The organism is Acidovorax sp. GBBC 1281 (assembly GCF_028473645.1).
Lineage (GTDB): Bacteria > Pseudomonadota > Gammaproteobacteria > Burkholderiales > Burkholderiaceae_C > Paracidovorax.
The window spans coordinates 4,555,941-4,577,369 of the sequence record NZ_CP097269.1 but is presented as its reverse complement, the minus strand read 5'-3'; the positions used below and the strand labels follow the sequence as shown (position 1 = coordinate 4,577,369).

At 67.8% G+C, this 21,429-nt stretch carries 20 protein-coding genes; 18 read left to right on the top strand and 2 right to left on the bottom strand.

What is annotated here, in order from left to right:
• Positions 1–63 precede the first annotated feature (63 nt).
• The 17 genes from M5C96_RS21440 (at position 64) to M5C96_RS21360 (ending at position 17,868) form a co-directional block, all read left to right on the top strand.
• Positions 64–849: a glycosyltransferase gene (locus tag M5C96_RS21440; RefSeq protein ID WP_272565158.1), complete on the top strand. Its 786-nt coding sequence runs from the start codon at positions 64–66 to the stop codon at positions 847–849.
• Positions 846–1,949 carry a glycosyltransferase family 4 protein gene (locus tag M5C96_RS21435; protein ID WP_272565156.1) on the top strand — a complete coding sequence of 368 codons (1,104 nt, stop codon included), beginning with the start codon at positions 846–848 and terminating at the stop codon, positions 1,947–1,949. Before M5C96_RS21440 ends, M5C96_RS21435 begins: the two co-directional genes overlap by 4 nt.
• Positions 1,950–2,089: 140 nt before the next feature.
• Entirely contained in the window at positions 2,090–2,983 is an 894-nt protein-coding gene (gene argB / locus M5C96_RS21430) for an acetylglutamate kinase (RefSeq protein WP_092745378.1), read from the top strand.
• An 85-nt stretch (positions 2,984–3,068) separates the two neighbouring features.
• A complete protein-coding gene (locus tag M5C96_RS21425) occupies positions 3,069–3,776 on the top strand; it encodes a response regulator transcription factor (protein WP_272565155.1) in 708 nt (235 codons plus the stop codon).
• A 59-nt stretch (positions 3,777–3,835) separates the two neighbouring features.
• A complete protein-coding gene (locus M5C96_RS21420) occupies positions 3,836–5,278 on the top strand; it encodes an ATP-binding protein (protein WP_272565154.1) in 1,443 nt (480 codons plus the stop codon).
• Positions 5,279–5,402: 124 nt separating this feature from the next.
• The gene (gene slmA / locus M5C96_RS21415) at positions 5,403–6,059 is read left to right on the top strand and encodes a nucleoid occlusion factor SlmA (protein WP_272565153.1); all 657 of its coding nucleotides are present in this window, start codon (positions 5,403–5,405) and stop codon (positions 6,057–6,059) included.
• A gap of 365 nt (positions 6,060–6,424) precedes the next feature.
• Positions 6,425–7,093 (top strand): TetR/AcrR family transcriptional regulator, encoded by a 669-nt coding sequence (locus tag M5C96_RS21410; protein ID WP_272569803.1) that lies wholly within the window; start codon positions 6,425–6,427, stop codon positions 7,091–7,093.
• A gap of 74 nt (positions 7,094–7,167) precedes the next feature.
• A complete protein-coding gene (locus tag M5C96_RS21405; RefSeq protein WP_272565152.1) occupies positions 7,168–8,973 on the top strand; it encodes an acyl-CoA dehydrogenase C-terminal domain-containing protein in 1,806 nt (601 codons plus the stop codon).
• Positions 8,974–9,019: 46 nt separating this feature from the next.
• A complete protein-coding gene (locus M5C96_RS21400; protein ID WP_272565151.1) occupies positions 9,020–9,454 on the top strand; it encodes a DUF2147 domain-containing protein in 435 nt (144 codons plus the stop codon).
• Positions 9,455–9,475: 21 nt separating this feature from the next.
• On the top strand, positions 9,476–11,917 hold the full coding sequence (locus M5C96_RS21395; protein ID WP_272565150.1) for a 3-hydroxyacyl-CoA dehydrogenase/enoyl-CoA hydratase family protein: 2,442 nt from the start codon (positions 9,476–9,478) through the stop codon (positions 11,915–11,917).
• A 19-nt stretch (positions 11,918–11,936) separates the two neighbouring features.
• The gene (locus M5C96_RS21390; RefSeq protein WP_272565149.1) at positions 11,937–12,455 is read left to right on the top strand and encodes a DUF4442 domain-containing protein; all 519 of its coding nucleotides are present in this window, start codon (positions 11,937–11,939) and stop codon (positions 12,453–12,455) included.
• A 49-nt stretch (positions 12,456–12,504) separates the two neighbouring features.
• A complete protein-coding gene (locus M5C96_RS21385; protein ID WP_272565148.1) occupies positions 12,505–13,704 on the top strand; it encodes an acetyl-CoA C-acyltransferase in 1,200 nt (399 codons plus the stop codon).
• Positions 13,705–13,798: 94 nt separating this feature from the next.
• Complete coding sequence (locus M5C96_RS21380) at positions 13,799–14,626, top strand: acyl-CoA thioesterase (RefSeq protein ID WP_272565147.1); 828 nt, start codon at positions 13,799–13,801, stop codon at positions 14,624–14,626.
• Between the two features lie 61 nt (positions 14,627–14,687).
• A complete protein-coding gene (locus M5C96_RS21375) occupies positions 14,688–15,467 on the top strand; it encodes an enoyl-CoA hydratase (protein ID WP_272565146.1) in 780 nt (259 codons plus the stop codon).
• A 118-nt stretch (positions 15,468–15,585) separates the two neighbouring features.
• Positions 15,586–16,623, top strand: a complete 1,038-nt coding sequence (locus M5C96_RS21370) for a tripartite tricarboxylate transporter substrate-binding protein (protein ID WP_272565145.1) — start codon at positions 15,586–15,588, stop codon at positions 16,621–16,623.
• An 18-nt stretch (positions 16,624–16,641) separates the two neighbouring features.
• Positions 16,642–17,130: a thioesterase family protein gene (locus M5C96_RS21365; RefSeq protein ID WP_272565144.1), complete on the top strand. Its 489-nt coding sequence runs from the start codon at positions 16,642–16,644 to the stop codon at positions 17,128–17,130.
• Positions 17,131–17,280: 150 nt separating this feature from the next.
• Entirely contained in the window at positions 17,281–17,868 is a 588-nt protein-coding gene (locus tag M5C96_RS21360; RefSeq protein WP_272565143.1) for a bactofilin family protein, read from the top strand.
• 114 nt (positions 17,869–17,982) lie between these two features.
• Here the strand turns inward: M5C96_RS21360 and M5C96_RS21355 are convergent, their stop codons facing one another.
• Positions 17,983–18,420, bottom strand: a complete 438-nt coding sequence (locus M5C96_RS21355) for an acyl-CoA thioesterase (protein WP_272565142.1) — start codon at positions 18,418–18,420, stop codon at positions 17,983–17,985.
• A 41-nt stretch (positions 18,421–18,461) separates the two neighbouring features.
• Between M5C96_RS21355 and M5C96_RS21350 the strand changes: the two genes are divergently transcribed.
• A complete protein-coding gene (locus M5C96_RS21350) occupies positions 18,462–20,291 on the top strand; it encodes an ABCB family ABC transporter ATP-binding protein/permease (RefSeq protein WP_272565141.1) in 1,830 nt (609 codons plus the stop codon).
• Between the two features lie 58 nt (positions 20,292–20,349).
• Here the strand turns inward: M5C96_RS21350 and M5C96_RS21345 are convergent, their stop codons facing one another.
• Positions 20,350–21,381, bottom strand: a complete 1,032-nt coding sequence (locus tag M5C96_RS21345; RefSeq protein ID WP_272565140.1) for a DctP family TRAP transporter solute-binding subunit — start codon at positions 21,379–21,381, stop codon at positions 20,350–20,352.
• Positions 21,382–21,429 lie beyond the last annotated feature (48 nt).

Genomic DNA, 21,429 nt, shown 5'->3' with positions numbered 1-21,429 from the left:
CGGGCGCATGGCAGCGGTCCTTCGGGCGGGACGGTGTGCGAGGCAGACGACAATACCGGGTTCATGACGTCATCTCTCAATGCGGAACGGGGCCTGGTGGTCTCGCTGATCAGCCACGGGCACGGGCCGTGGGTGCAGGCTTTGCTGCACGATCTGGCGCGCCTGTGCCGGGCCGACGTGTCGCGCGTGGTGCTCACGCTCAACCTGCCCGAAGCCGAGCCGCAGGCCCCTGCGGGGGGCTGGCCTTTCGTGCTGGAGATCCGCCGCAACGAGACGCCCCTGGGATTCGGGGCCAACCACAACCGCGCATTGCGCGGCGCGGTCGAACCGATGGTGTGCGTGCTGAACCCCGACGTCAGCCTGCTCGGCGCGAACCCGTTTCCTGCGCTGTGCGAGGCCGCCCTGCCGGCGGACGTGGGCTGCGCCTACCCGGAGCAGGTGGACGGCCGCGGCCAGTTGCAGGATTCCGAGCGCGAGCTGCCGTCGCCCGCCGCGCTGTGGCGCCGCCGCGTGCTCGGGCAACGGGAGCACCGGGTGGACTGGGTGAACGCGGCGTTCCTGGTGATGCGGCGCGCGGTGTGGGACGCGCTGGAGGGATTCGATGAAGGGTATTTCATGTATTGCGAGGATGTGGATTTGAGCTTGCGCATGCGGCTGAGGGGCCTGCGGCTACACAAGGGCGCGGCCCGCGTGGGCCATGTCGGGCAGCGCGACAGCCAGCGCCGCATGGCCTACCTCGCCTGGCATGTGCGCAGCCTGTGGCGGCTGTGGCGCTCGCCGGTGTACCGGCAGGCACGATCTTTGTTACCGGAGGGCCCCCGCGGCCCGCATACCATCGGCGCTCCATGATCTGGTTGTCTCTGGTTGCGTTTCTGGTTTCCACGCTGGTGGCTGCGGGCATCGTCCGATGGGGGCGCGACCACGCGTCCGTATACGGCGACACCATGCCGCAGCGGTTCCACCTGGGGGATGTGCCCCGGCTGGGCGGGGCGGCGCTGCTGGCCGGCATGGCCTGCAGCTGGATGCTGGGGGTGGTTCAGACGTCGTGGATGGGCGATCCAGGCTCGCTGCGGCTCGGCGCCTGGGTGGTCTGGTGGATCGTGGCGCTCCTGCCGTCGGCGGTGGGCGGCATCGTAGAAGACCTGACGCAGCGCCTGACCGTGCGCTACCGCCTGCTGCTCACGGCGCTGTCGGGTGGGCTGGCGCTGATGGTGCTGCAGCTGAACGTGCAGCGCATGGGCCTGCCCTGGCTGGACGGCTTCCTGGCCCAGACGCCCTGGCTGGGCATGGTGATCGTGGTGCTGGCGGTGGCCGGCCTGCCACACGCCTTCAACATCATCGACGGCTACAACGGCCTGGCGGGCATGGTGGCGTTCATCGTCTGCCTGGCGCTGGCGCACGTCAGCCTGCAGGTGGGGGACCGGTCGCTCGCGACGCTGTTCGTTTGCACGGCGGCGGCCACGGCCGGGTTCCTGGTATGGAACTACCCGCGCGGCATGATCTTCGCCGGCGACGGGGGCTCCTATATCTGGGGCGTGGTGATCGCGCTGGGCAGCATCTCGCTCGTGCAGCGCAACCAGGACGTGTCGCCCTGGTTCCCGATGCTGTTGCTGATCTACCCGGTCTGGGAGACTGTCTTCTCCATCTACCGCAAGCTGGTGCGCGGGGTCTCGCCCGGCGTGGCGGACGCGCTGCACTTTCATCAGCTCATCTACCGGCGCATCGTGCGCGGGGTGTTCCACGACGACGAGTCCCGCCGGGTGCTCATGCGCAACAACCGCACCTCGCCCTACCTGTGGGGCTTCACCCTGCTGACGGTGGTGCCCGCGGTGCTGTTCTGGAGCAACACGGTCGTGCTGGCGATCTTCTGCGCCCTGTTCATGATCGCCTACGTCTCCGCCTACCTGGCCATCGTGCGCTTCAAGGTGCCCAGCTGGCTGCGGCACTGAAGGTCACCCGCGGGCCGCTGCTGAACGGCGCCGCCCTGGCCCTCGCCCTCGCCCGTCCCGCCCCAGCGCCGTCCGGGGGCTAGGGCAAGGCACAATGCGCATCTCCATCGCTTAACCGCTCCTTCAGCCGCGAGCTCTTCATGACGACCGACCTTCTTTCGATTGCTCCGCGCGACAAGGCCGAAATCCTGGCCCAGGCGCTGCCCTACATCCGCAAGTTCCATGGCAAGACCATGGTCATCAAATACGGCGGCAACGCCATGACCGACCCGGCGCTGCAGGCCGACTTCGCCGAGGACGTGGTGCTGCTCAAACTGGTGGGCATGAACCCGGTGGTGGTGCACGGCGGCGGCCCGCAGATCGAGACCGCGCTCAACCGCCTGGGCAAGAAGGGGCAGTTCATCCAGGGCATGCGGGTGACCGACGCCGAAACCATGGAAGTCGTGGAGTGGGTGCTGGCGGGCGAAGTCCAGCAGGACATCGTGGGCCTGATCAACCAGGCGGGCGGCAAGGCCGTGGGCCTCACGGGGCGCGACGGCGGCATGATCCGCGCCCAGAAGCTCAAGATGGTGGACAACAAGGACCCGAGCATCGAGCACGACATTGGCCAGGTGGGCGACATCGTCTCCATCGACCCGAGCGTGGTCAAGGCGCTGCAGGACGATGCGTTCATCCCCGTCATCAGCCCCATCGGCTTCGGCGAGAACAACGAGAGCTACAACATCAACGCCGACGTCGTGGCCAGCAAGCTCGCCACCGTGCTGCAGGCCGAAAAGCTCGTGCTGCTCACCAACATCCCGGGCGTGCTGAACAAGGCGGGCGAACTGCTCACCGACCTCACCGCCCGCGAGATCGACACGCTGTTCGCCGACGGCACCATCTCCGGCGGCATGCTGCCCAAGATCGCCGGCGCCCTCGATGCCGCCAAGGCCGGGGTGAACGCGGTGCACATCATCGACGGCCGCGTGCCGCACGCCATGCTGCTGGAAATCCTGACCGAGCAGGCCTACGGCACCATGATCCGCAGCCACTGAGATGCCGGTTTGCGCCTCGCCCGCCGTGCAGCGCGCCGTCCCCGGCGGTGCCGTGCCGGTCCGTTCCTGAGCGGGTGACAGGGCGATGCGCCTGCTGCTGGTCGAGGACGACGTCATGCTGGCCAGCGGCATCAAGCTGGGCCTGACCGACGCGGGCTATGCGGTGGACTGGGTGGGCAGCGGCGAGCGCGCCGAAGAGGTGCTGCGCACCGAATCGTTCGACGCCGCGATCATCGACATCGGCCTGCCGGGCATGGACGGGCTGGAGCTCACACGCTGCCTGCGCCGCCCCGAGATGGCCCATCCGGCCATGCCGGTGCTCATCCTCACGGCGCGCGACGCCCTGCACGACCGCGTGCAGGGGCTCGACCTGGGCGCCGACGACTACATGGTCAAGCCCTACGAACTGCCCGAACTGCTGGCGCGGCTGCGCGCCCTGCTGCGGCGCTCTCAGGCCGCGACCACGGCCATCCTGAGCTTCGGGCCGCTGGAGCTGGACACCGCCGGCCGTACCGTGAGCATCCGCACGGCCAGCGATCCCCATGCGCGCCAGCCCATCGAACTGGGCCCGCGCGAGTGGACGGTGCTGGAATACCTGCTGATCCACGCGCCCAAGCCGGCCAGCAAGGAAAAGCTGCTGCAGGCCCTGACCGGCTGGGACAAGGAAATCACGCCCAATGCGGTGGAGGTGTACGTGTCCCGCCTGCGCAGCAAGCTGGAGCCCAATGGCGTGGCGCTGCGCTCCATCCGTGGCTTCGGCTACCGGCTGGAACTGCAGCCCCCGCGCGGCTGAGCGCGCCCCGCCGTCTCCGCGCCCGCCCACCCCTGCACCCGCACACCCCGGCCGCCGCCATGACCTCCGCGCTGCGCATCCGGCTGCTGCTGCTGCTGATCCTCCCGCTGTGCGCCCTGGCGCTGGCGGGCGCGTGGCTCGACTACCGCTCGGCGGACGAGGCCGCCAGCCGGCACGACCAGCGCCTGCTGCGGCTGCTGCCGGCGCTGGCCGACTCGGTGGTGGCCCCGCCCGTGAGCGACGGCGGCCCGCCGCTGCTGCTGCTCGCGCCCCCGGTGGAGGAGTTCCTGCGCCAGAACAGCGGCTTTTCCGGCTACAGCGTGCAGGACCTGTCCGGCCGCGTGCTGCTGGGCGAGGACTGGGTGCAGAGCGCCGTGCCGGCCACGCACGACCCCGAGTTCCACAGCGTCGAGTACGACAGCGTCACCTACCGCGTGGCCGTCCAGCGCAGCCGCACGGGGGCGGGCGAGCTGGTGGTGGCGCTGGCCGACGGCTCCGATCCGCGCCAGCAGTGGGGCAAGCAGATGCTGCTGCGCGTGCTGCTGCCCAATCTGGTGCTGGTGGCGGCCGCGGCGCTGGCGATCCACTGGGCCGTGCGCCGCGCGTTCAAGCCGCTGGTGGACCTGGCCGAGGCCGTCGCCCGGCGCTCGCCCCGGGACTTGAACCCGATCGACGAAGCGGCGTCGCCCGTGGAGGTGCGGCCCCTGGTGTATTCGCTGAACCGGCTGTTCGCCCTGGTGAACGAGCAGGCCGAGGGGCAGCGCCGCTTCGTGGCCGACGCCGCTCACCAGCTGCGCACGCCGCTGGCCAGCCTGCAGGCGCAGGTGGAAGCCTGGGCGCTGTCCGCGCAGTCGGGCAGCGGTCGGGAGGGCAATGGGTCAAAACAGGCGTCAGTGCAAATGGTACTAGGGCATGGTGCTATATATTTAGGAGCGGATCAGATCGAGAAACTGCGGCAGGCCACGCGCCGCACCTCCAAGCTGGCGCACCAGTTGCTGGCCCTGTCGCGCGCGGATGCCCGCAGCCTGGACGCACAGGCCATGCAGAGCGTGGATCTGAAGGACCTGTGCGAAAGCCTGCTGGAGGCGTTCCTCGACACGGCCACCGCCAAGGGGCTGGACCTGGGGCTGGAGGTCGCGCCGGCCCGCGCCGTGGGCCACGGCTGGCTGCTGCGCGAGCTGCTCACCAACCTGGTGGACAACGCCATCAAATACACGCCGGCCGGTGGTGCCGTGACCATCCGCTGCGGCGGCGCTGCCAACGGCGGCGCGTTCCTGCAGGTCGAGGACGACGGACCGGGCATTCCCGAGGCGGAGCAGGCGCGGGTGCTGCAGCGCTTTTACCGGGTGCCGGGGGCTGCGGGGGAGGGCACCGGACTGGGGCTGGCCATTGCCGACGAGATCGCGCGCGTGCACGGTGCGGCGCTGGGCCTGGGGCGCGGGCCGGCCGGCCGGGGGCTGATGGTGACGGTGTTTTTCGCTCCGGCGCGCAAGGTTCGGTAGCCGCCTGTTGCGCTGATGGTTTCGCCGCTCTGACGGCGCAGCGTTGCACTGGAAAGGGTGGGGGCTGTCACACGAAGCCCGGCAGGACCCGTGTGCGAGAATCAATTGCATACATCTGTTGCCCATGCCTGAACTCCAGTCCCTGCCTGAACCTGTCGCCACCACTGTGGCGCAAGACGTCCCTGCGGTCCGCAAACGTCCCAAGCCGGGGGAGCGGCGGGTGCAGATCCTCCAGGCGCTGGCCGGCATGCTGGAGCAGCCCGGCTCGGAGCGCATCACCACCGCCGCGCTGGCGGCGCGCCTTTCGGTCAGCGAGGCAGCGCTCTACCGGCACTTCGCCAGCAAGGCGCAAATGTTCGAGGGATTGATCGATTTCATCGAGCAATCGGTCCTCACGCTGGTGAACCAGATCATGGAGCGCGGTGCGCAGTCCGACACCTCGGGCACGCAGCAGGCCGCGCGCATCGTCGCCATGGTGCTGCAGTTCGGCGAGCGCAACCCGGGCATGGTGCGCGTGATGGTGGGCGATGCCCTGGTGCTGGAGAACGAGCGCCTGCAGCAGCGCATGAACCAGTTCTTCGACAAGATCGAATCGAGTCTGCGGCAGTGCCTGCGCCCCGCCGCGCAGGCCGCCGGGGCCGATGCGCCCACGGTCGATGCCCAGGTGCGCGCCGCGGCGCTGTGCGACCTGGTGCGCGGGCGGCTGCAGCGGCACGCGCGCTCGGGCTTCCGGCGCGCGCCCAGCGAGCACCTCGAGGCCACGCTCGCGCTGCTGCTCTAACCCGCTGCCCCAGGCCGGCTGCGGCGGGTCGTGCTGCCTGGGTGACGCCAGGCATTCCAGACTTTCTACTTCCCCCGAAGCGCGCAAGACCGGCCGGCTGGGCTGGCGTTGCCGCTCGGTGTGATCGCACTGCGTTGCTTCGTCCCACCGTTCCAGCATTCCAGCATTCCAGCATTCCAGCATTCCAGCATTCCAGCATTCCAGCATTCCAGCATTCCAGCATTCCAGCATTCCAGCATTCCAGCATTCCAGCATTGCGCGCGCGGCTAGGGGTTTTCCCGGTGCGGAGCCCCTCATCGCCCCGCGGGATGGGCAGGCCCGGCGTTTTCATGCAAAATAGCACGATCGTTCGTTTTATTTTCTCCATGCCGGTCACCCCCCTCCCATCCCGCTCCGTTCGCTCCGCCAGCACCCGCGAAGGCCGCGCCTTGCAAAAGGGCCAGCAGACCAAGGCGGCGATCGTCGAGGCCGCGCTGGGCTTGGCCACGCACATCGGGCTGGAAGGCTTGTCGATCGGTGCGCTGGCGGACGTGACGGGCATGAGCAAGTCCGGCGTGTTCGCCCATTTCGGTTCGCGCGAGGAGCTGCAGATCTCCGTCATCCGCGAATACCACGCGCGCTTCGAGCAGGAAGTGTTCTACCCGGCCGTGTCCGCCCCACGGGGCCTGCCGCGCTTGCGGGCCCTGTTCGGCAATTGGATGAAGCGCACCTCCATCGAAATCGATTCAGGCTGCATCTACATCAGCGGCGCCGTGGAGTTCGACGACCGCACCGGCCCCGTGCGCGATGCGCTGGCCAGTTCGGTGCTGACCTGGCTGGCCGCCATGAAGCGCGCCATCGACCAGTGCAAGGAGCAGGGCGAACTGCGCGGCGATGTGAATGCCGAGCAGATGCTGTTCGAGATCCACGGCCTCATCCTGGCGCTGCACTACGAGGCGCGCTTCCTGCAGACGCCCGGCTCCATCGACCGGGCCAATGCCGGCTTCGACAGCATCCTCACCCGCTATGGCGCACCGCCGCCCGCGCAGGATTGACCGACCCGTTTCGCGTTTCTCTCTCTCCCTCTTTCCTTTTCATTTCCCACCCTTTCCATCCAAGGAGCCTCCCCATGCCGACCTACACGCCGCCCCTTCGCGACATGCAATTCGTACTGCACGAGGTGTTCAAGGCGACCGAAGAACTGAAGGCCCTGCCCAAGCATGCCGACGTGGACGTGGACACCATCAACGCCGTGCTGGAAGAGGCGGGCAAGTTCGCCACCGGCGTGGCGTTCCCGCTCAACATCAGCGGGGACGAGGAAGGCTGCACGCTCGACAAGGCGACGCACGAGGTGACCACGCCCAAGGGTTTCAAGCAGGCCTACGCGCAGTACGTGGAAGGCGGCTGGGCGGCCCTGAGCTGCGAGACCGAATACGGCGGCCAGGGCCTGCCGTTCGTGCTGAACCAGTGCCTGTACGAAATGCTCAACAGCGCCAACCAGGCCTGGACGATGTACCCCGGCCTGTCGCACGGCGCCTACGAGGCGCTGCACGCGCACGGCACGCCCGAGCAAAAGAAGCTCTACCTGCCCAAGCTGACCAGCGGCGAATGGACCGGCACCATGTGCCTGACCGAGCCCCATTGCGGTACCGACCTGGGGCTGTTGCGCACCAAGGCCGAGCCCGTGGCCGGCGCGCCCGAAGGCACCTACAAGATCACCGGCAACAAGATCTTCATCAGCGCGGGTGAGCACGATTTCACCGAGAACATCGTCCACCTGGTGCTGGCCCGCCTGCCCGATGCGCCCAAGGGCAGCAAGGGCATCAGCCTGTTCATCGTGCCCAAGTACCACGTGAACGCCGACGGCTCGCTGGGCGAACGCAACCCGATCTTCTGCGCCGGGCTGGAGCACAAGATGGGCATCCACGGCAACGCCACGGCGCAGATCGCCATCGACGGCGCCATCGGCACGCTGGTGGGCCAGCCGCACAAGGGCCTGCAGGCCATGTTCGTGATGATGAATGCCGCGCGCCTGGGCGTGGGCAACCAGTCGCTGGGCCTGACCGAAGTGGCGTTCCAGAACGCGCTGGCCTACGCCAAGGACCGCACGCAGATGCGCAGCCTGTCGGGCACGAAAGCCAAGGACAAGGATGCCGACCCGATCATCGTGCACCCCGACGTGCGCAAGATGCTGCTGACCGCCAAGGCCTACGCCGAAGGCGCCCGCGCGCTGCAGATCTACTGCACGCTGCTGCTCGACAAATCGCACAGCCACCCCGACGAAAAGGTGCGCCAGGAGGCGGACGAACTGGTGGCGCTGCTCACGCCCATCGTCAAGGCCTTCATCACCGACAACGGGCACATCGCCACGAACGCCTGCATGCAGGTCTTCGGCGGCCACGGCTTCATAAAGGAATGGGGCATGGAGCAGTTCGTGCGCGACAACCGCATCAACATGATCTATGAAGGCACCAACACCATCCAATCGCTGGACCTGCTGGGCCGCAAGGTGCTGGGCAACAACGGCGCCACGCTCAAGAAGTTCGGCAAGCTGGTGGGCCAGCTGGTGCAGGAAGAGGGCGTGAACGAGAAGATGGCCGAGTTCATCAACCCCATCGCCTACCTGGGCGAGCAGATGACCAAGTTCACCACCGAGATCGGCTTCAAGGGCTTCCAGAACCCCGACGAAGTGGGCGCTGCCGCCGTGGACTACCTGCGCGTGGCCGGCCACCTGGTGTTCGGCTATCTCTTCGCCCGCATGGCCCAGGTGGCGCTGCGCGAGATCGCCAACGGCAACACCGACCCGTTCTATGTCGCCAAGCTACAGACGGCGCGTTTCTACTTCGCCAAGCTGTTCCCCGAAACGGCCACGCTGATGCGCACCGCGCGTGCCGGCGCCAAGCCGCTGATGGACACCGACGCCGCGCTGGCCTGACCGCACCGGCCGCCCCCTTCCCCGCCTTTTTTGCACTGGAGCCGTTATGAATAAAGCGCTAGCAGCGATGTTGTGTGTGGCCATGGCCGCCCCCGCGTGGGCCCAGATGTCGCCCGTGGGTGGGTGGCGCAGCATCGACGACAAGACGGGCGAGGCCAAGGCCGAGATCCGCATCACCGAAACGGGCGGCGCGCTCACCGGCCGCATCGAGAAGTCGCTGAAGAAGGACACGCCCGCCGATGCGGTCTGCGTCGAATGCCAGGACGACCGCAAGGGCCAGCCCATCGCCGGCCTGGAGATCATCCGGGGCGGCAAGAAGGCCGAAGGCAAGGACGTGTGGGAGGGAGGCAAGATCCTCGACCCCGAAAACGGCAAGGAATACCGCGCCAGCTTCACGCCCATCGACGGCGGCGCCAAGCTGGAGGTGCGCGGCTACCTCGGCCCGTTCTGGCGCACGCAGGTCTGGCAGCGCATGCAGTAACCCATTCCAAAGAAACCAACCATGTCCCGATTCCAAGTGAAGAAAGTCGCCGTGCTCGGCGCGGGCGTGATGGGTGCGCAGATCGCCGCCCACCTCGCCAACGTGAAAGTGCCGGTCGTCCTGTTCGACCTGCCCGCCAAGGAAGGCCCGAAGAACGGCATCGTCACCAAGGCCATCGAGGGGCTCAAGAAGCTCAAGCCCGCGCCGCTGGGCGTGGCGGAAGACGCCGCGCTGATCGGCCAGGCCAACTATGAAGAGCACCTGGAGCAGCTGCGCGGGTGCGATCTCATCATCGAGGCGATTGCCGAGCGCATGGACTGGAAGCTCGATCTCTACAAGAAGATCGCGCCCTTCGTTGCACCCGGCGCCATCGTGGCCTCGAACACCTCCGGCCTGTCGATCACCCGCCTGAGCGAGGCGCTGCCCGACGCCATCAAGCCGCGCTTTTGCGGCATCCACTTCTTCAACCCGCCGCGCTACATGACGCTGGTGGAACTGATCGACACGCCGACGACCCGGCCCGAGGTGCTCGACCAGCTCGAAGCCTTCGTGACCAGCGGCCTCGGCAAGGGCGTGGTGCGCGCGCACGACACGCCCAACTTCATCGCCAATCGCGTCGGCATCGCCGGCATGCTGGCGACGATGAAGGAAGTGGAGAACTTCGGCCTGACCTACGACGTGGTGGACGATCTCACGGGCAAGAAGCTGGGCCGCGCCAGCAGCGGCACCTTCCGCACCGCCGACGTGGTGGGCCTGGACACCATGGCGCACGTCATCAAGACGCTCCAGGACAACCTGAGCGAAGACGCTACCAAAGGGGCTGCGCAGTTTGATCCGTTCTACGGCAGCTTCGGCACGCCCGAGGTGCTGAACAAACTCATCGAGATGAAGAACCTGGGCCAGAAGGCCAAGGCGGGCTTCTACAAGAAGGTGGGCCGCGACATCCTGCGCTTCGACCTGGAAAGCGGCGAGTACGTGCCCGGTGGCCAGAAGGCCGACGAGGTGTATGCCCGCATGCTGAAGAAGCCCGCCGGCGAGCGCCTGAAGCTGCTGCGCCATGCCGAGGGCGCGCAGGGCCGGTTCCTCTGGGCCATCCTGCGCAACAGCTTCCATTACGCTGCCGTGCACCTGGGCACCATCGCCGACAACGCGCGCGACGTGGACCAGGCCATGCGATGGGGCTTCGGCATGAAGCAGGGCCCCTTCGAGCTGTGGCAGGAAGCCGGCTGGCTGGAGGTAGCGAAGATGATCCAGGAGGACATCGACGCCTGCAAGGCGCTCAGCAAGGCGCCGCTGCCCGACTGGGTTTTCAAGGGCCCGGTGGCCGAGGCCGGCGGCGTGCACACGGCCGAAGGATCGTGGAGCGCTTCGCGCGCCAAGTTCGTGCCGCGCCGCCAGCTGCCCGTGTACGAGCGCCAGCACTTCCCCGAGAAGCTGCTGGGCGAGGCGCTGCCCGACTGGCGCACGGCCGGCACCACGGTGTCCGAGTCCGATGCGCTGCGCACCTGGACGCTGGACAAAGATGGAGGCCCCTCCGGTAGCCGGATCCTGATCGCCAGCATCCAGAGCAAGATGCATGCGATCAGCCCCGACGTGATGGAGGGCCTCGTCGAAGCCATCGACACCGCCGAGCGCGAATACGACGGCCTGGTGATCTGGTCCGGCGACGCGCCGTTCAGCGTGGGTGCCGATCTGGCCGCCACCATGCCGGCCTTCGTCGTGGCCGGCATCTCGGCCATCGAAAGTGTCGAGCAGGAACTGCAGAACCTCATGCTGCGCCTGCGCTACGCCCAGGTGCCGGTGGTGTCCGCCATCCACGGCATGGCACTGGGTGGCGGCTGCGAGCTGGCCGTGTATTCGGCCCGCCGCGTGGCGCACATGGAAAGCTACATCGGCCTCGTCGAAGTGGGCGTGGGCCTGGTGCCGGGCGCCGGCGGTCTGACCTACATCGCGCGCCGTGCGGCCGAGAACGCCGCCGCCTCCACGGGCAAGGACATCCTGCCCTTCCTGACCGAAGGCTTCACCGCCGCGGCCATGGCCAAGGTGGGCACCAGCGCGCTGGAATCGAAGAAGCTCGGCTACCTGCTGGACAGCGACATCGTCGTGCCGCACAAGGACGAGGTGCTGTTCGTCGCCCTGAACGAAGCCAAGGCGATGGCGGCCAGCGGCTGGCGCGCACCGAACAAGCGCCTGTTCCCCGTGGCCGGTCGCAGCGGCATCGCCACCATCCGCGGCTCGCTGGTGAACATGCGCGACGGCGGCTTCATCAGCGACCACGACCAGCACATCGCCACCCTGATCGCCGAGATCGTGTGCGGCGGCGACGTGGACGCAGGCACGCTGGTGAGCGAGGAATACCTGATGGCGCTGGAGCGCAAGGCCTTCTGCGCGCTCATCCAGCACCCCAAGACGCAGGAGCGCATCCTGGGCATGCTGAACACCGGCAAGCCCCTGCGCAACTGATGTGCCATCGGACGACCGCATGACGACCTCCACCGGCGCATTCCCGCCCAACCGCATGCAGCTCCAGCTGGAACAGGTGGACGAGTTCCCGAAGTTCCTGCGCCCCTGGGTGCGCAACCTGGTGCTGCGCCGCGCCGTGCCGTTCACCCGCACGGCGCGCGTGGAGTTCATCGAGATGTCGCCGAACCGCGTGGAAGTGCGCCTGCCCAACGAGCACCGCGTGCGCAATCACGTCGGCAGCATCCACGCCTCGGCCATGAACCTGCTGGCCGAGACGGCCACGGGCATGGCGATGGGCCTGAACGTGCGCGACGACTGCCTGCCGCTGGCCAAGGACTTGAAGATGGCCTTTCGCAAGCGCGCCACGGGCGCCTTGCGCGCGGTGGCGGTGCTGACCGACGCGCAGCGCCAGGCCATGCAGGACAGCGACAAGGGCGAGATGCAGGTGCAGGTCACCGTTACGGACGAGGCCGGCATCGAGCCGGTGGAATGCGAATTCACGTGGGCCTGGATTCCTTCCAGCCGCCCCGCCAAGTAACTGACTGATTGACTGACCGATCGATTGATCGATTGAAGGAGCCTTCTCCATGGCAAAACAAATGCAGGACGCCTACATCGTCGCCGCCACGCGCACGCCCATCGGCAAGTCGCACCGCGGCTTCTTCCGCAACACCCGCCCCGACGATCTGCTGGCGACCACCCTCAAGGCGGCCCTGGCCCAGGTGCCCGGGCTGGACCCGGCCTCCATCGAAGACATCATCTGCGGCTGCGCGATTCCCGAAGGCGCCCAGGGACTGAACGTGGCGCGCATCGGCGCCGTGCTGGCGGGGCTGCCCACCAGCGTGGGCGGCATCACCGTGAACCGCTTCTGCGCCTCGGGCCTGTCGGCCGTGCAGATGGCGGCGGACCGCATCCGCGTGGGCGAGGCCGACGTGATGATCGCCGCCGGAGTGGAAAGCATGAGCATGGTGCCCATGATGGGCAACACGCCCTCGCTGTCGCCCAGCATCTTCGCCAAGGACGGCGACGTGGGCATCGCCTACGGCATGGGCCTCACGGCCGAGAAGGTGGCGCAGCAGTGGAAGGTGTCGCGCGAGGACCAGGACGCCTTCGCGCTGCAGTCGCACCAGAAGGCGCTGGCCGCGCAGCAGGCCGGCGAGTTCACCGACGAGATCACGCCCATCGAGGTGACCGACCGCACGGCGAACCTGGAGACGGGCGAGAGCATCGCCAAGACCCGCACCGTGGCGCTGGACGAAGGCGCACGGCCCGACACCAGCCTGGAAGGCCTGGCCAAGCTCAAGACGGTGTTCGCCGCGCGGGGCTCGGTCACCGCCGGCAACAGCTCGCAGACCAGCGACGGTGCGGGCGCGCTGATCCTGGCGAGCGAGGCGGCCGTGAAGCGTTTCGGCCTCACGCCGTTGGCCCGCTTCGTGAGCTTCGCCAGCAAGGGCGTGCCGCCCAGCATCATGGGCATCGGCCCCATCGAGGCCATTCCGGCCGCGCTGCGCTATGCGGGCCTCAAGCATGAAGACATCGACTGGTTCGAGTTGAACGAAGCCTTCGCCGCGCAGTCGCTGGCGGTCGTGCGCCAATTGGGCCTGGACCCTTCCAAGGTCAATCCCATGGGCGGCGCCATCGCCCTGGGCCACCCGCTGGGCGCCACGGGCGCCATCCGCGCCGCCACGGTGGTGCATGCGCTGCGCCGCAAGAACCTCAAGTACGGCATGGTGACCATGTGCGTGGGCATGGGGCAGGGCGCTGCGGGCATCTTCGAGCGCGTCTGAGGTCGGGGGCGCATTGCGCGCCCCGGCATTCCGGGGTTCAGGCAGTCGCCGGCACGACGGGACGGAGAAAGCAATCACGGCACACTCGCACACCATGACTCTCGATCTCCATCCCCTGGACGACGCGCTGGCCCTGGAGCCGGCCGGTGCCCACCGGTACACCGGCCGGACCACGCCCGCGTACTGGAACATGGTCGGCCCTTTCGGCGGCGCGACGGCCGCGGTGCTGCTGCAGGCCGTGCTGCAGCACCCCGACCGCCTGGGGGAGCCGCTGTCGCTCACCGTCAATTACGCCGGCGCGGTGTCGCAGGGCCCCTTCACGGTGCAGGCCATGCCGGTGCGCACCAACCGGTCCACGCAGCACTGGAAGCTGTCCATCGTGCAGCCCGGCGCCGACGGCGAATGGGTCACCACCACCACGGGCACCGCCGTGACCGCCGCCCGCCGCGAAACCTGGAGCCTGGCCGACACCCCCATGCCGACAGCGCCCGGCCCCGACACCCTGGAGCCGCTGGCCAAAGGGCTGGGCGTGGCCTGGCTCGACCGCTACGAACTGCGGCCGGTGGCGGGGGCCTTGCCGCAGCGCTGGGACGGCAGCGGCGACAGCAGCCTCTCGCAACTGTGGATGCGCGATGCGCCGGCCCGCCCGCTCGACTTCTGCGCGCTGGCGGCACTGGCCGATGTGTTCTTTCCGCGGGTCTGGCTGCGCCGTGCGCACCGGGTGCCGGCAGGCACGGTGTCCCTCACGGTGTATTTCCACGCGGGCCGGGAGCAACTGGCGGCCACGGGCACCGGATTCTTGCTGGGCCAGGCGCGTGCGCAAGAATTCCGCAATGGCTTTTTCGATCAGACGGCCCAGTTGTGGAACGATGCCGGCACCATGCTGGCCAGCAGCCACCAGATCGTTTATTACAAGGAATGAGGCGCCCCCGGCGTCCCGTTCGCTTTCCCCGCCCACGACCTTCCATGGCAGGAGCTTTCCCATGACCGATACCCCGACCCAGGACATTCTCGTTCACACCGAATCCGGCGTGGCCACCATCACCTTCAACCGCGTGGAGAAAAAGAACTCCATCACCACCGCGATGTACGCCGCGCTGGCGGATGCGCTGGAGTCCGCCGCGGCCGACAGCGCGGTGCGCGTGGTCGTGCTGCAGGGCGATGTGGCCATCTTCAGCGCCGGCAACGACATCGGCGACTTCCTGAACAAGCCGCCGTCCACGCAGGACTCGCCGGTGTTCCGTTTTCTGCGCGGCATCGCCACGTTCCCGAAGCCGGTGGTGGCTGCGGTCTGCGGCCCGGCCGTGGGCATCGGCACCACCATGCTCTTTCACTGCGACCTGGTCTATGCGGGCGACAACGCCGCGTTCTCCATGCCCTTCGTCAACCTGGGGCTGTGCCCTGAGGCCGCGTCCAGCCTGCTCGTGCCGCAGATGATGGGCTACCACCGTGCCGCCGAGGCGCTGCTGCTGGGCGAGCCCTTCCTGGCCGAGGCGGCGCTGGAGGTGGGACTGGTCAACCGCGTGGTGCCGCCCACCGAGTGCAACATGGTGGCCCAGACCCAGGCGCGCAAGCTGGCCGCCAAGCCGCTTTCCGCGCTCATCGAGACCAAGCGGCTCATGAAGCAGGGCCAGACGGCTGCGGTGCTGGAGCGCATGGCGCAGGAGGGTGCGAGCTTCGGTCGCATGCTGCAGGAGCCCGCGGCGCGGGAGGCGTTCAGCGCCTTCGTCGAAAAACGCCGGCCGGATTTCAGCGCGGTGTGACAGCATCTGGGGGGCGGCTTGGCGTTTTGCCTGGGAACTGGGCATAACGATAGATGCCGGCAGCATGAATCTGGCAGTACATTCCTGCTCATCCATAAACCCCCTGCCGGACCGTGCCATGACTGCTGTCAAACCACCTTCGCCATTCGCTGCTCCCCGCGCGCCGTCGCGCCGCGCCTTTGTGCAATGGGGCGCATCGCTTGCCAGCGGTGCCCTGGGGGCGTCGGCCCTGGCGCAGGGGGCGGTCGCTCCGGCACCCGTGCCGCTGGAAGGCGGCATCCTCAAGGTGGTGGTGCCGTATGCGGCCGGCGGCGCATCCGACCGGGCCGCGCGCCTGCTGGCCGATGCCCTCGGTCCCCGGCTGGCGGTGCCGGTGGTGGTGGAAAACCGCGTGGGTGCGGGGGGGCGGCTGGCCGTCCAGCAGTTGCACCGCGACAGTTCCGGCCAGAACCAGGTCGTGCTGGCCAACCCGGCCACCATGCTGGTGGCGCCCCTGGTCTTCAAGGACAACGGCTACGACCCCGACAAGGACTATGTGGCCCTGTCCCAGATCACGAGCTATCAGTTCGGTCTGGCCGTGTCCACGGCCGTGCCGGTCAAGGAATTCGCCCACCTGCACGCCTGGATGCTGGCCAATCAGGACAAGGTGGCCGCCGGCGTGCCGGCCACTGGCAGCCTGCCGCATTTCTTTGCCCTGATGCTGGCGGAAAAGCTTTCCCTGCAACTGCCCGTCGTCGGATATCGGGGGTCCGCGCCGCTGCTCAACGATCTGATGGGCGGCCATGTGCCCATTGCCGTGGACACGCTGGATGCGCTGGAGCCGCTGCACAAGGCCGGCAAGCTGCGCATTCTGGCGGTGTCGGGCGATCACCGGTCGTCCACGCTGCCGACGGTGCCCACCTTCAAGGAGGCGGGGCTGGGCCTGTCCGCCCTCGGCTGGAACGTGCTCTACGCGCCTGCGTGGCTGCCGCCCGCCCGCGCCCGGCGCATCGCCGACACGGTGACCCAGGTCATGGCGGACCCGGCCTTGCAGGCCCGCTTCGTGGCGGCCGACATGGTGCCCGTGGTCAGCTCGCGCGACCAGACCGCCAAAATGCTGACGGCCTACAAGGCGCAATGGGCGCCGGTGGTCCGCCATTCGGGCTTCCAGCCCTGAACCCTTGCCCCTTCCTCGATGACTCCACCCCCTGATTCCGCCCAGCCCTCCCCGTTCGAGGCCGAGTTCATCGATGGTTTGAAGGACATCTTCGAGCAGCGCATCGTCTTCAACCAGTTGCTCGGCCTCAAGGTCACGCACCTGGGGGCCAAGCATGTCGAGGCCCGCATCGAGATGAAGCCCGAGCTGGTCGGACACTACGCCTACAACCGCGTGCACGGCGGCGTCATCAGCGCGGGGCTGGATGCCATGGGGGGGCTTGCCGTGATGGCGGCCATCGGTGCCCGCCACATGGACGAGCCGCCTGCGCAGCGCCTGCACCGCTTCGGCAAGCTGGGCACCATCGACCTGCGCATCGACTATCTGCGGCCGGGCATCGGGAGCCACTTCACCCTGCGGGCCGAAGTGCTGCGCCTGGGCTCGCGCGTGGCCAGCACGCGCATGGAGTTTTTCGGCCCGGACGGCACGCTCATGTCGGCGGGCGCTGCGGCCTACATCATTTCGTAGCCGGAGCCTACGCGCGATCGCGGCGATGTATGTCGCTGCAAAGCATGCAAGTGCATGCAACGATCGAATGGTTTGGTTACCGTTCTTGCGTAACGCGGGGAGTTTTCGCGGAACGTCGCTTCTAGCATGGCTCTTTTTCAAGGAGATCTGATGGCCGTGCAAAACCCCTTCTTCGGCAAGCGTGAACCCGACGCATTCCAGCCTCGCCAACCTTCTTCCGTCCTCGGCGGTGCGACCACCGTGGTGCCCGGTGGAAACAGTGCCACGACCGCCACCCCTTCTTCCGCCAAGCCCGTGTCCACGGGCACGGCGCCCGGCAGTGCCGTTTCCGACGGCGTGGGCAGCAAGCTGACGGTGGGCCCGAACATCAAGCTCAAGGGGGTGGAGATCACCGATTGCGACACGCTCGTGGTCGAAGGCACAGTGGAGGCCACGATGGACTCCCGCGTGATCCACATCGCCGAGCAGGGCGCCTTCCGCGGCTCCGCCGAGATCGACATCGCCGAGATCCACGGCGAGTTCGACGGCACGCTCACCGTGCGCGAAAAGCTCGTGATCTACAGCACCGGCAAGGTGACCGGCAAGATCCGCTACGGCAAGGTGGTGATCGAAGAGGGCGGCCAACTGGCCGGCGAAATCTTTGCCGGCACGTCGGGCCCCGCTCCCCGGGCCAATGCGGTGAGCAACAACAACACCACCAACGCGCGTAACGAAGCGCCTGCACTCGCCGCGGCCTGAGCCTCCGCGGGCATTGCAACCAACCCCGGCGTGCGCCGAGGGCGCGCTTCACCGACCTGCCACGTACGGCCCGTGGCAGGCCAGGCGTTTCGCGCCGGGGTTTACTCCACGTTCTCAGCCTGCCGCGCCACCCTCGGGCGCTGCGTTGGCCGGTAGCGGGCGGGGCCTGCCTGCGGCATCGATGGCCACATAGGTCAGTCGCGCTTCCGTGACCTTCACATACCGGCCCTGCGCTGAAAAGCGCTCTGCATACACCTCGACCTCCACCGTGACCGAGGTGCGTCCGGTGCGCGTGACCGCCGAGAAGAACGAAAGAATGTCCCCCACGCGAACGGGCTGCTTGAATACGAATTCGTTCACCGCCACGGTGGCCATGCGGCCCTGCACATAGCGCGCCGGCAGCACCGATCCCGCCAGATCCACCTGGGCCATGACCCAGCCGCCGAAGATGTCGCCGTTGGCGTTGCAGTCGGCCGGCATCGGAATCACCTTGAGCACCAGCTCCTTGTCGGTGGGCAATTCGGTCAACGCAGCGCTGGTAAGGGCGGTCATGGGCACAATCTCGGTAAAAACAACAACCGGAATTGTCCTTCATGCGCCCCCACGGCGAATCCCCACCCCCTCTCGTCGCGCGCCCCGGCGCCGGCTCCCGCACCGACTGGGCCACGCTCGGCCGGCTCGTTCCCTATCTCTGGCAATACAAATGGCGGGTGATCGCGGCGCTGGTCTTCGTCGTGGGGGCCAAGGTGGCCAACGTCGGGGTGCCGCTGCTGCTCAAGCAGTTGATCGATGCCATGTCGATCGCTCCGGGCGACCCCGTCGCCGTGGTGGTCGTGCCCATCGCCCTGTTGCTGGCCTATGGCGGGTTGCGCCTGTCCACCTCCATCCTGACCGAACTGCGGGAACTGGTCTTCGCCAAGGCCACGCAGGGCGCGGCCCGCAGCATCGCGCTGCAGACGTTCGAGCACCTGCATGCCTTGAGCCTGCGCTTTCACCTGGAGCGGCAGACGGGTGGCATGACGCGCGACATCGAACGCGGCGTGCGCGGCATCGAATCGCTGATCTCGTTCACGCTGTTCAACATCGGCGCCACCCTGATCGAGGTGTTCCTGGTGCTCACCGTGCTGGCCGTCAAGTTCGACGCGTGGTTCGCCTGGATCACGCTGGGTGCCCTGGGCCTGTACATCGCGTTCACCGTGCTGCTGACCGAGTGGCGCACGAAGTTCCGCCGGCAGGCCAACGAGTTCGACTCGGCCGCGCACGCGAAGGCGGTGGACTCGCTGCTGAACTACGAGACCGTCAAGTACTTCAACAACGAGGCGTTCGAAGCCCAGCGCTACGACGAAAGCCTGCAGCGGCTACGCCATGCGCGCCTCAAGAGCCAGACCTCGCTGTCGCTGCTGAACACCGGGCAGCAGCTCATCATCGCCACCGGCCTCGTGGCCATGCTGTGGCGCGCCGCGCAAGGCGTGGCCGATGGCCGCATGACGCTGGGTGATCTGGTCATGGTGAACGCCTTCATGATCCAGCTTTACATTCCGCTCAACTTTTTGGGCGTGATCTACCGAGAGATCAAGCAGAGCCTGACCGACCTCGACAAGATGTTCACCCTGATGGACAAGGAGCGCGAGGTGGCCGATGCGCCCAGCGCACAGCCGCTGGTCCACCTGGAGCACCCGGCCGTGCGTTTTGAAGACGTGCACTTCGCCTACGAAAGCCGTGCGGGCAGCGCGCGGCCCATCCTGCACGGCATCAGCTTCGAGATTCCTGCCGGCAAGACGGTGGCGGTGGTGGGGCCTTCGGGCTCGGGCAAGTCCACGCTGGCGCGCCTGCTCTTTCGCTTCTACGACATCCAGTCGGGCCGCATCACGGTGGCCGGGCAGGACATCCGGGCCGTGACGCAGGACAGCCTGCGGCGCGCCATCGGCATCGTGCCGCAGGACACCGTGCTGTTCAACGACACCATCGCCTACAACATTGCCTACGGCCACCCGGGCGCAGCACAGGATGCCGTGGAAGCCGCCGCCCAGGCCGCGCGCATCCATGGCTTCATCGCCGCCACGCCGCTGGGTTACGCCACGCAGGTGGGCGAGCGCGGCCTCAAGCTCTCAGGCGGCGAGAAGCAGCGGGTGGCGATCGCGCGCACGCTGCTGAAGAACCCGCCGATCCTGATCTTCGACGAAGCCACCTCCGCGCTCGATTCGGCCAATGAGCGGGCCATCCAGGCCGAGCTGAAAAGCGCAGCGCGCAACAAGACGGCCCTGGTGATCGCGCACCGTCTCTCCACGGTGGTGGATGCGCACGAGATCCTGGTGATGGAAGCCGGCCGCATCATCGAGCGCGGCACCCATGCCGCGCTCTTGGAGCAGGGCGGCCGCTACGCCAGCATGTGGGCGCTGCAGCAAAGCGGAGAGGCCGGCTGACGGGCCGCCGCAGCGCGCCCTGGTGCGCGGGCGTCGGGCCGCAGGCCGGCCCGGCCCGTCAGGGCTTGCGCGCGGCGATCGCCTTCTCGGCCTGGTCCACCAGGTCCGCGCCGATCTGGCCCTTCCACTTGTCGAACACCGGGCGCGTGGCCTTGGCGAAGGCGGTGCGCTCGGCGGGGCTGAGCTGGGTGACGGTCACCCCGTGGCTGGCGATTTCCTTGAGCAGGGGCTTGTCGGCCTCGACCATGCCCTTGCGCGCGATGGCGATCTGTTCCTTGCCGGCGTCGATGGCGGCCTGCTTGACGATTTCGCGGTCGGCGGGCGTCCAGGAATTCCAGATGTCCTTGTTGACCACGAAGATCAGCGGGTCGTTCATGTAGCCCCACAGGGTCATGTATTTCTGCGCCACGGTGTAGAGCTTGGCGGCCATGTAGACCGACACCGGGTTCTCCTGCCCGTCCACGGCGCTGCTGGCCATGGCGGGCTGGGCGTCGGCCCAGCTCATCTGCGTGGGGTTGGCGCCCAGTGCGGAGAAGGTGTCCAGGAACAGCGGCGAGCCGACCACGCGGATCTTCAGGCCCTTGAGGTCTTCGGGGCTCTTGATGGGGCGCTTGGAGTTGGAGATTTCGCGGTAGCCGTTCTCGCCCCAGGCCAATGGCACCACGCCGGCCTTGTCCAGCGTCTGGAAGATGCTCTTGCCCACTTCGCCTTGCGTCACCGCATCCACGGCGGCGTAGTCCGGAAACAGGAAGGGCAGCGAGAACAGGTTGAGCGGCTTGACCTGGGGCGACCAGTTGATGGTGGAGCCCACGGCCATGTCGATCACGCCCTGGCGCAGGGCGCTGAACTCGCGCGTCTGGTCGCCCTGGATCAGCGAAACGCCGGGGTACAGCTTGATGTTGATGCGGCCCTGCGTGCGTTCGCGGACCTTGCTGGCCCACAGTTCGCCGCCCTTGCCCCAGGGGAAGGCGGTGCCCAGCACCAGCGACATGCGGTATTCGCTCTTGTAGTTTTGCGCCAGGGCCGGTGTGGCGAAGGCCAGTGCGGCGGCGGCAGCGACGGCGCTGGTGAGGAAGGTGCGCAGTTTCATGGTTTCGGTCTCCTGGTTCTCGGTGAAAAGGGGGCGGTGGGGTCGATC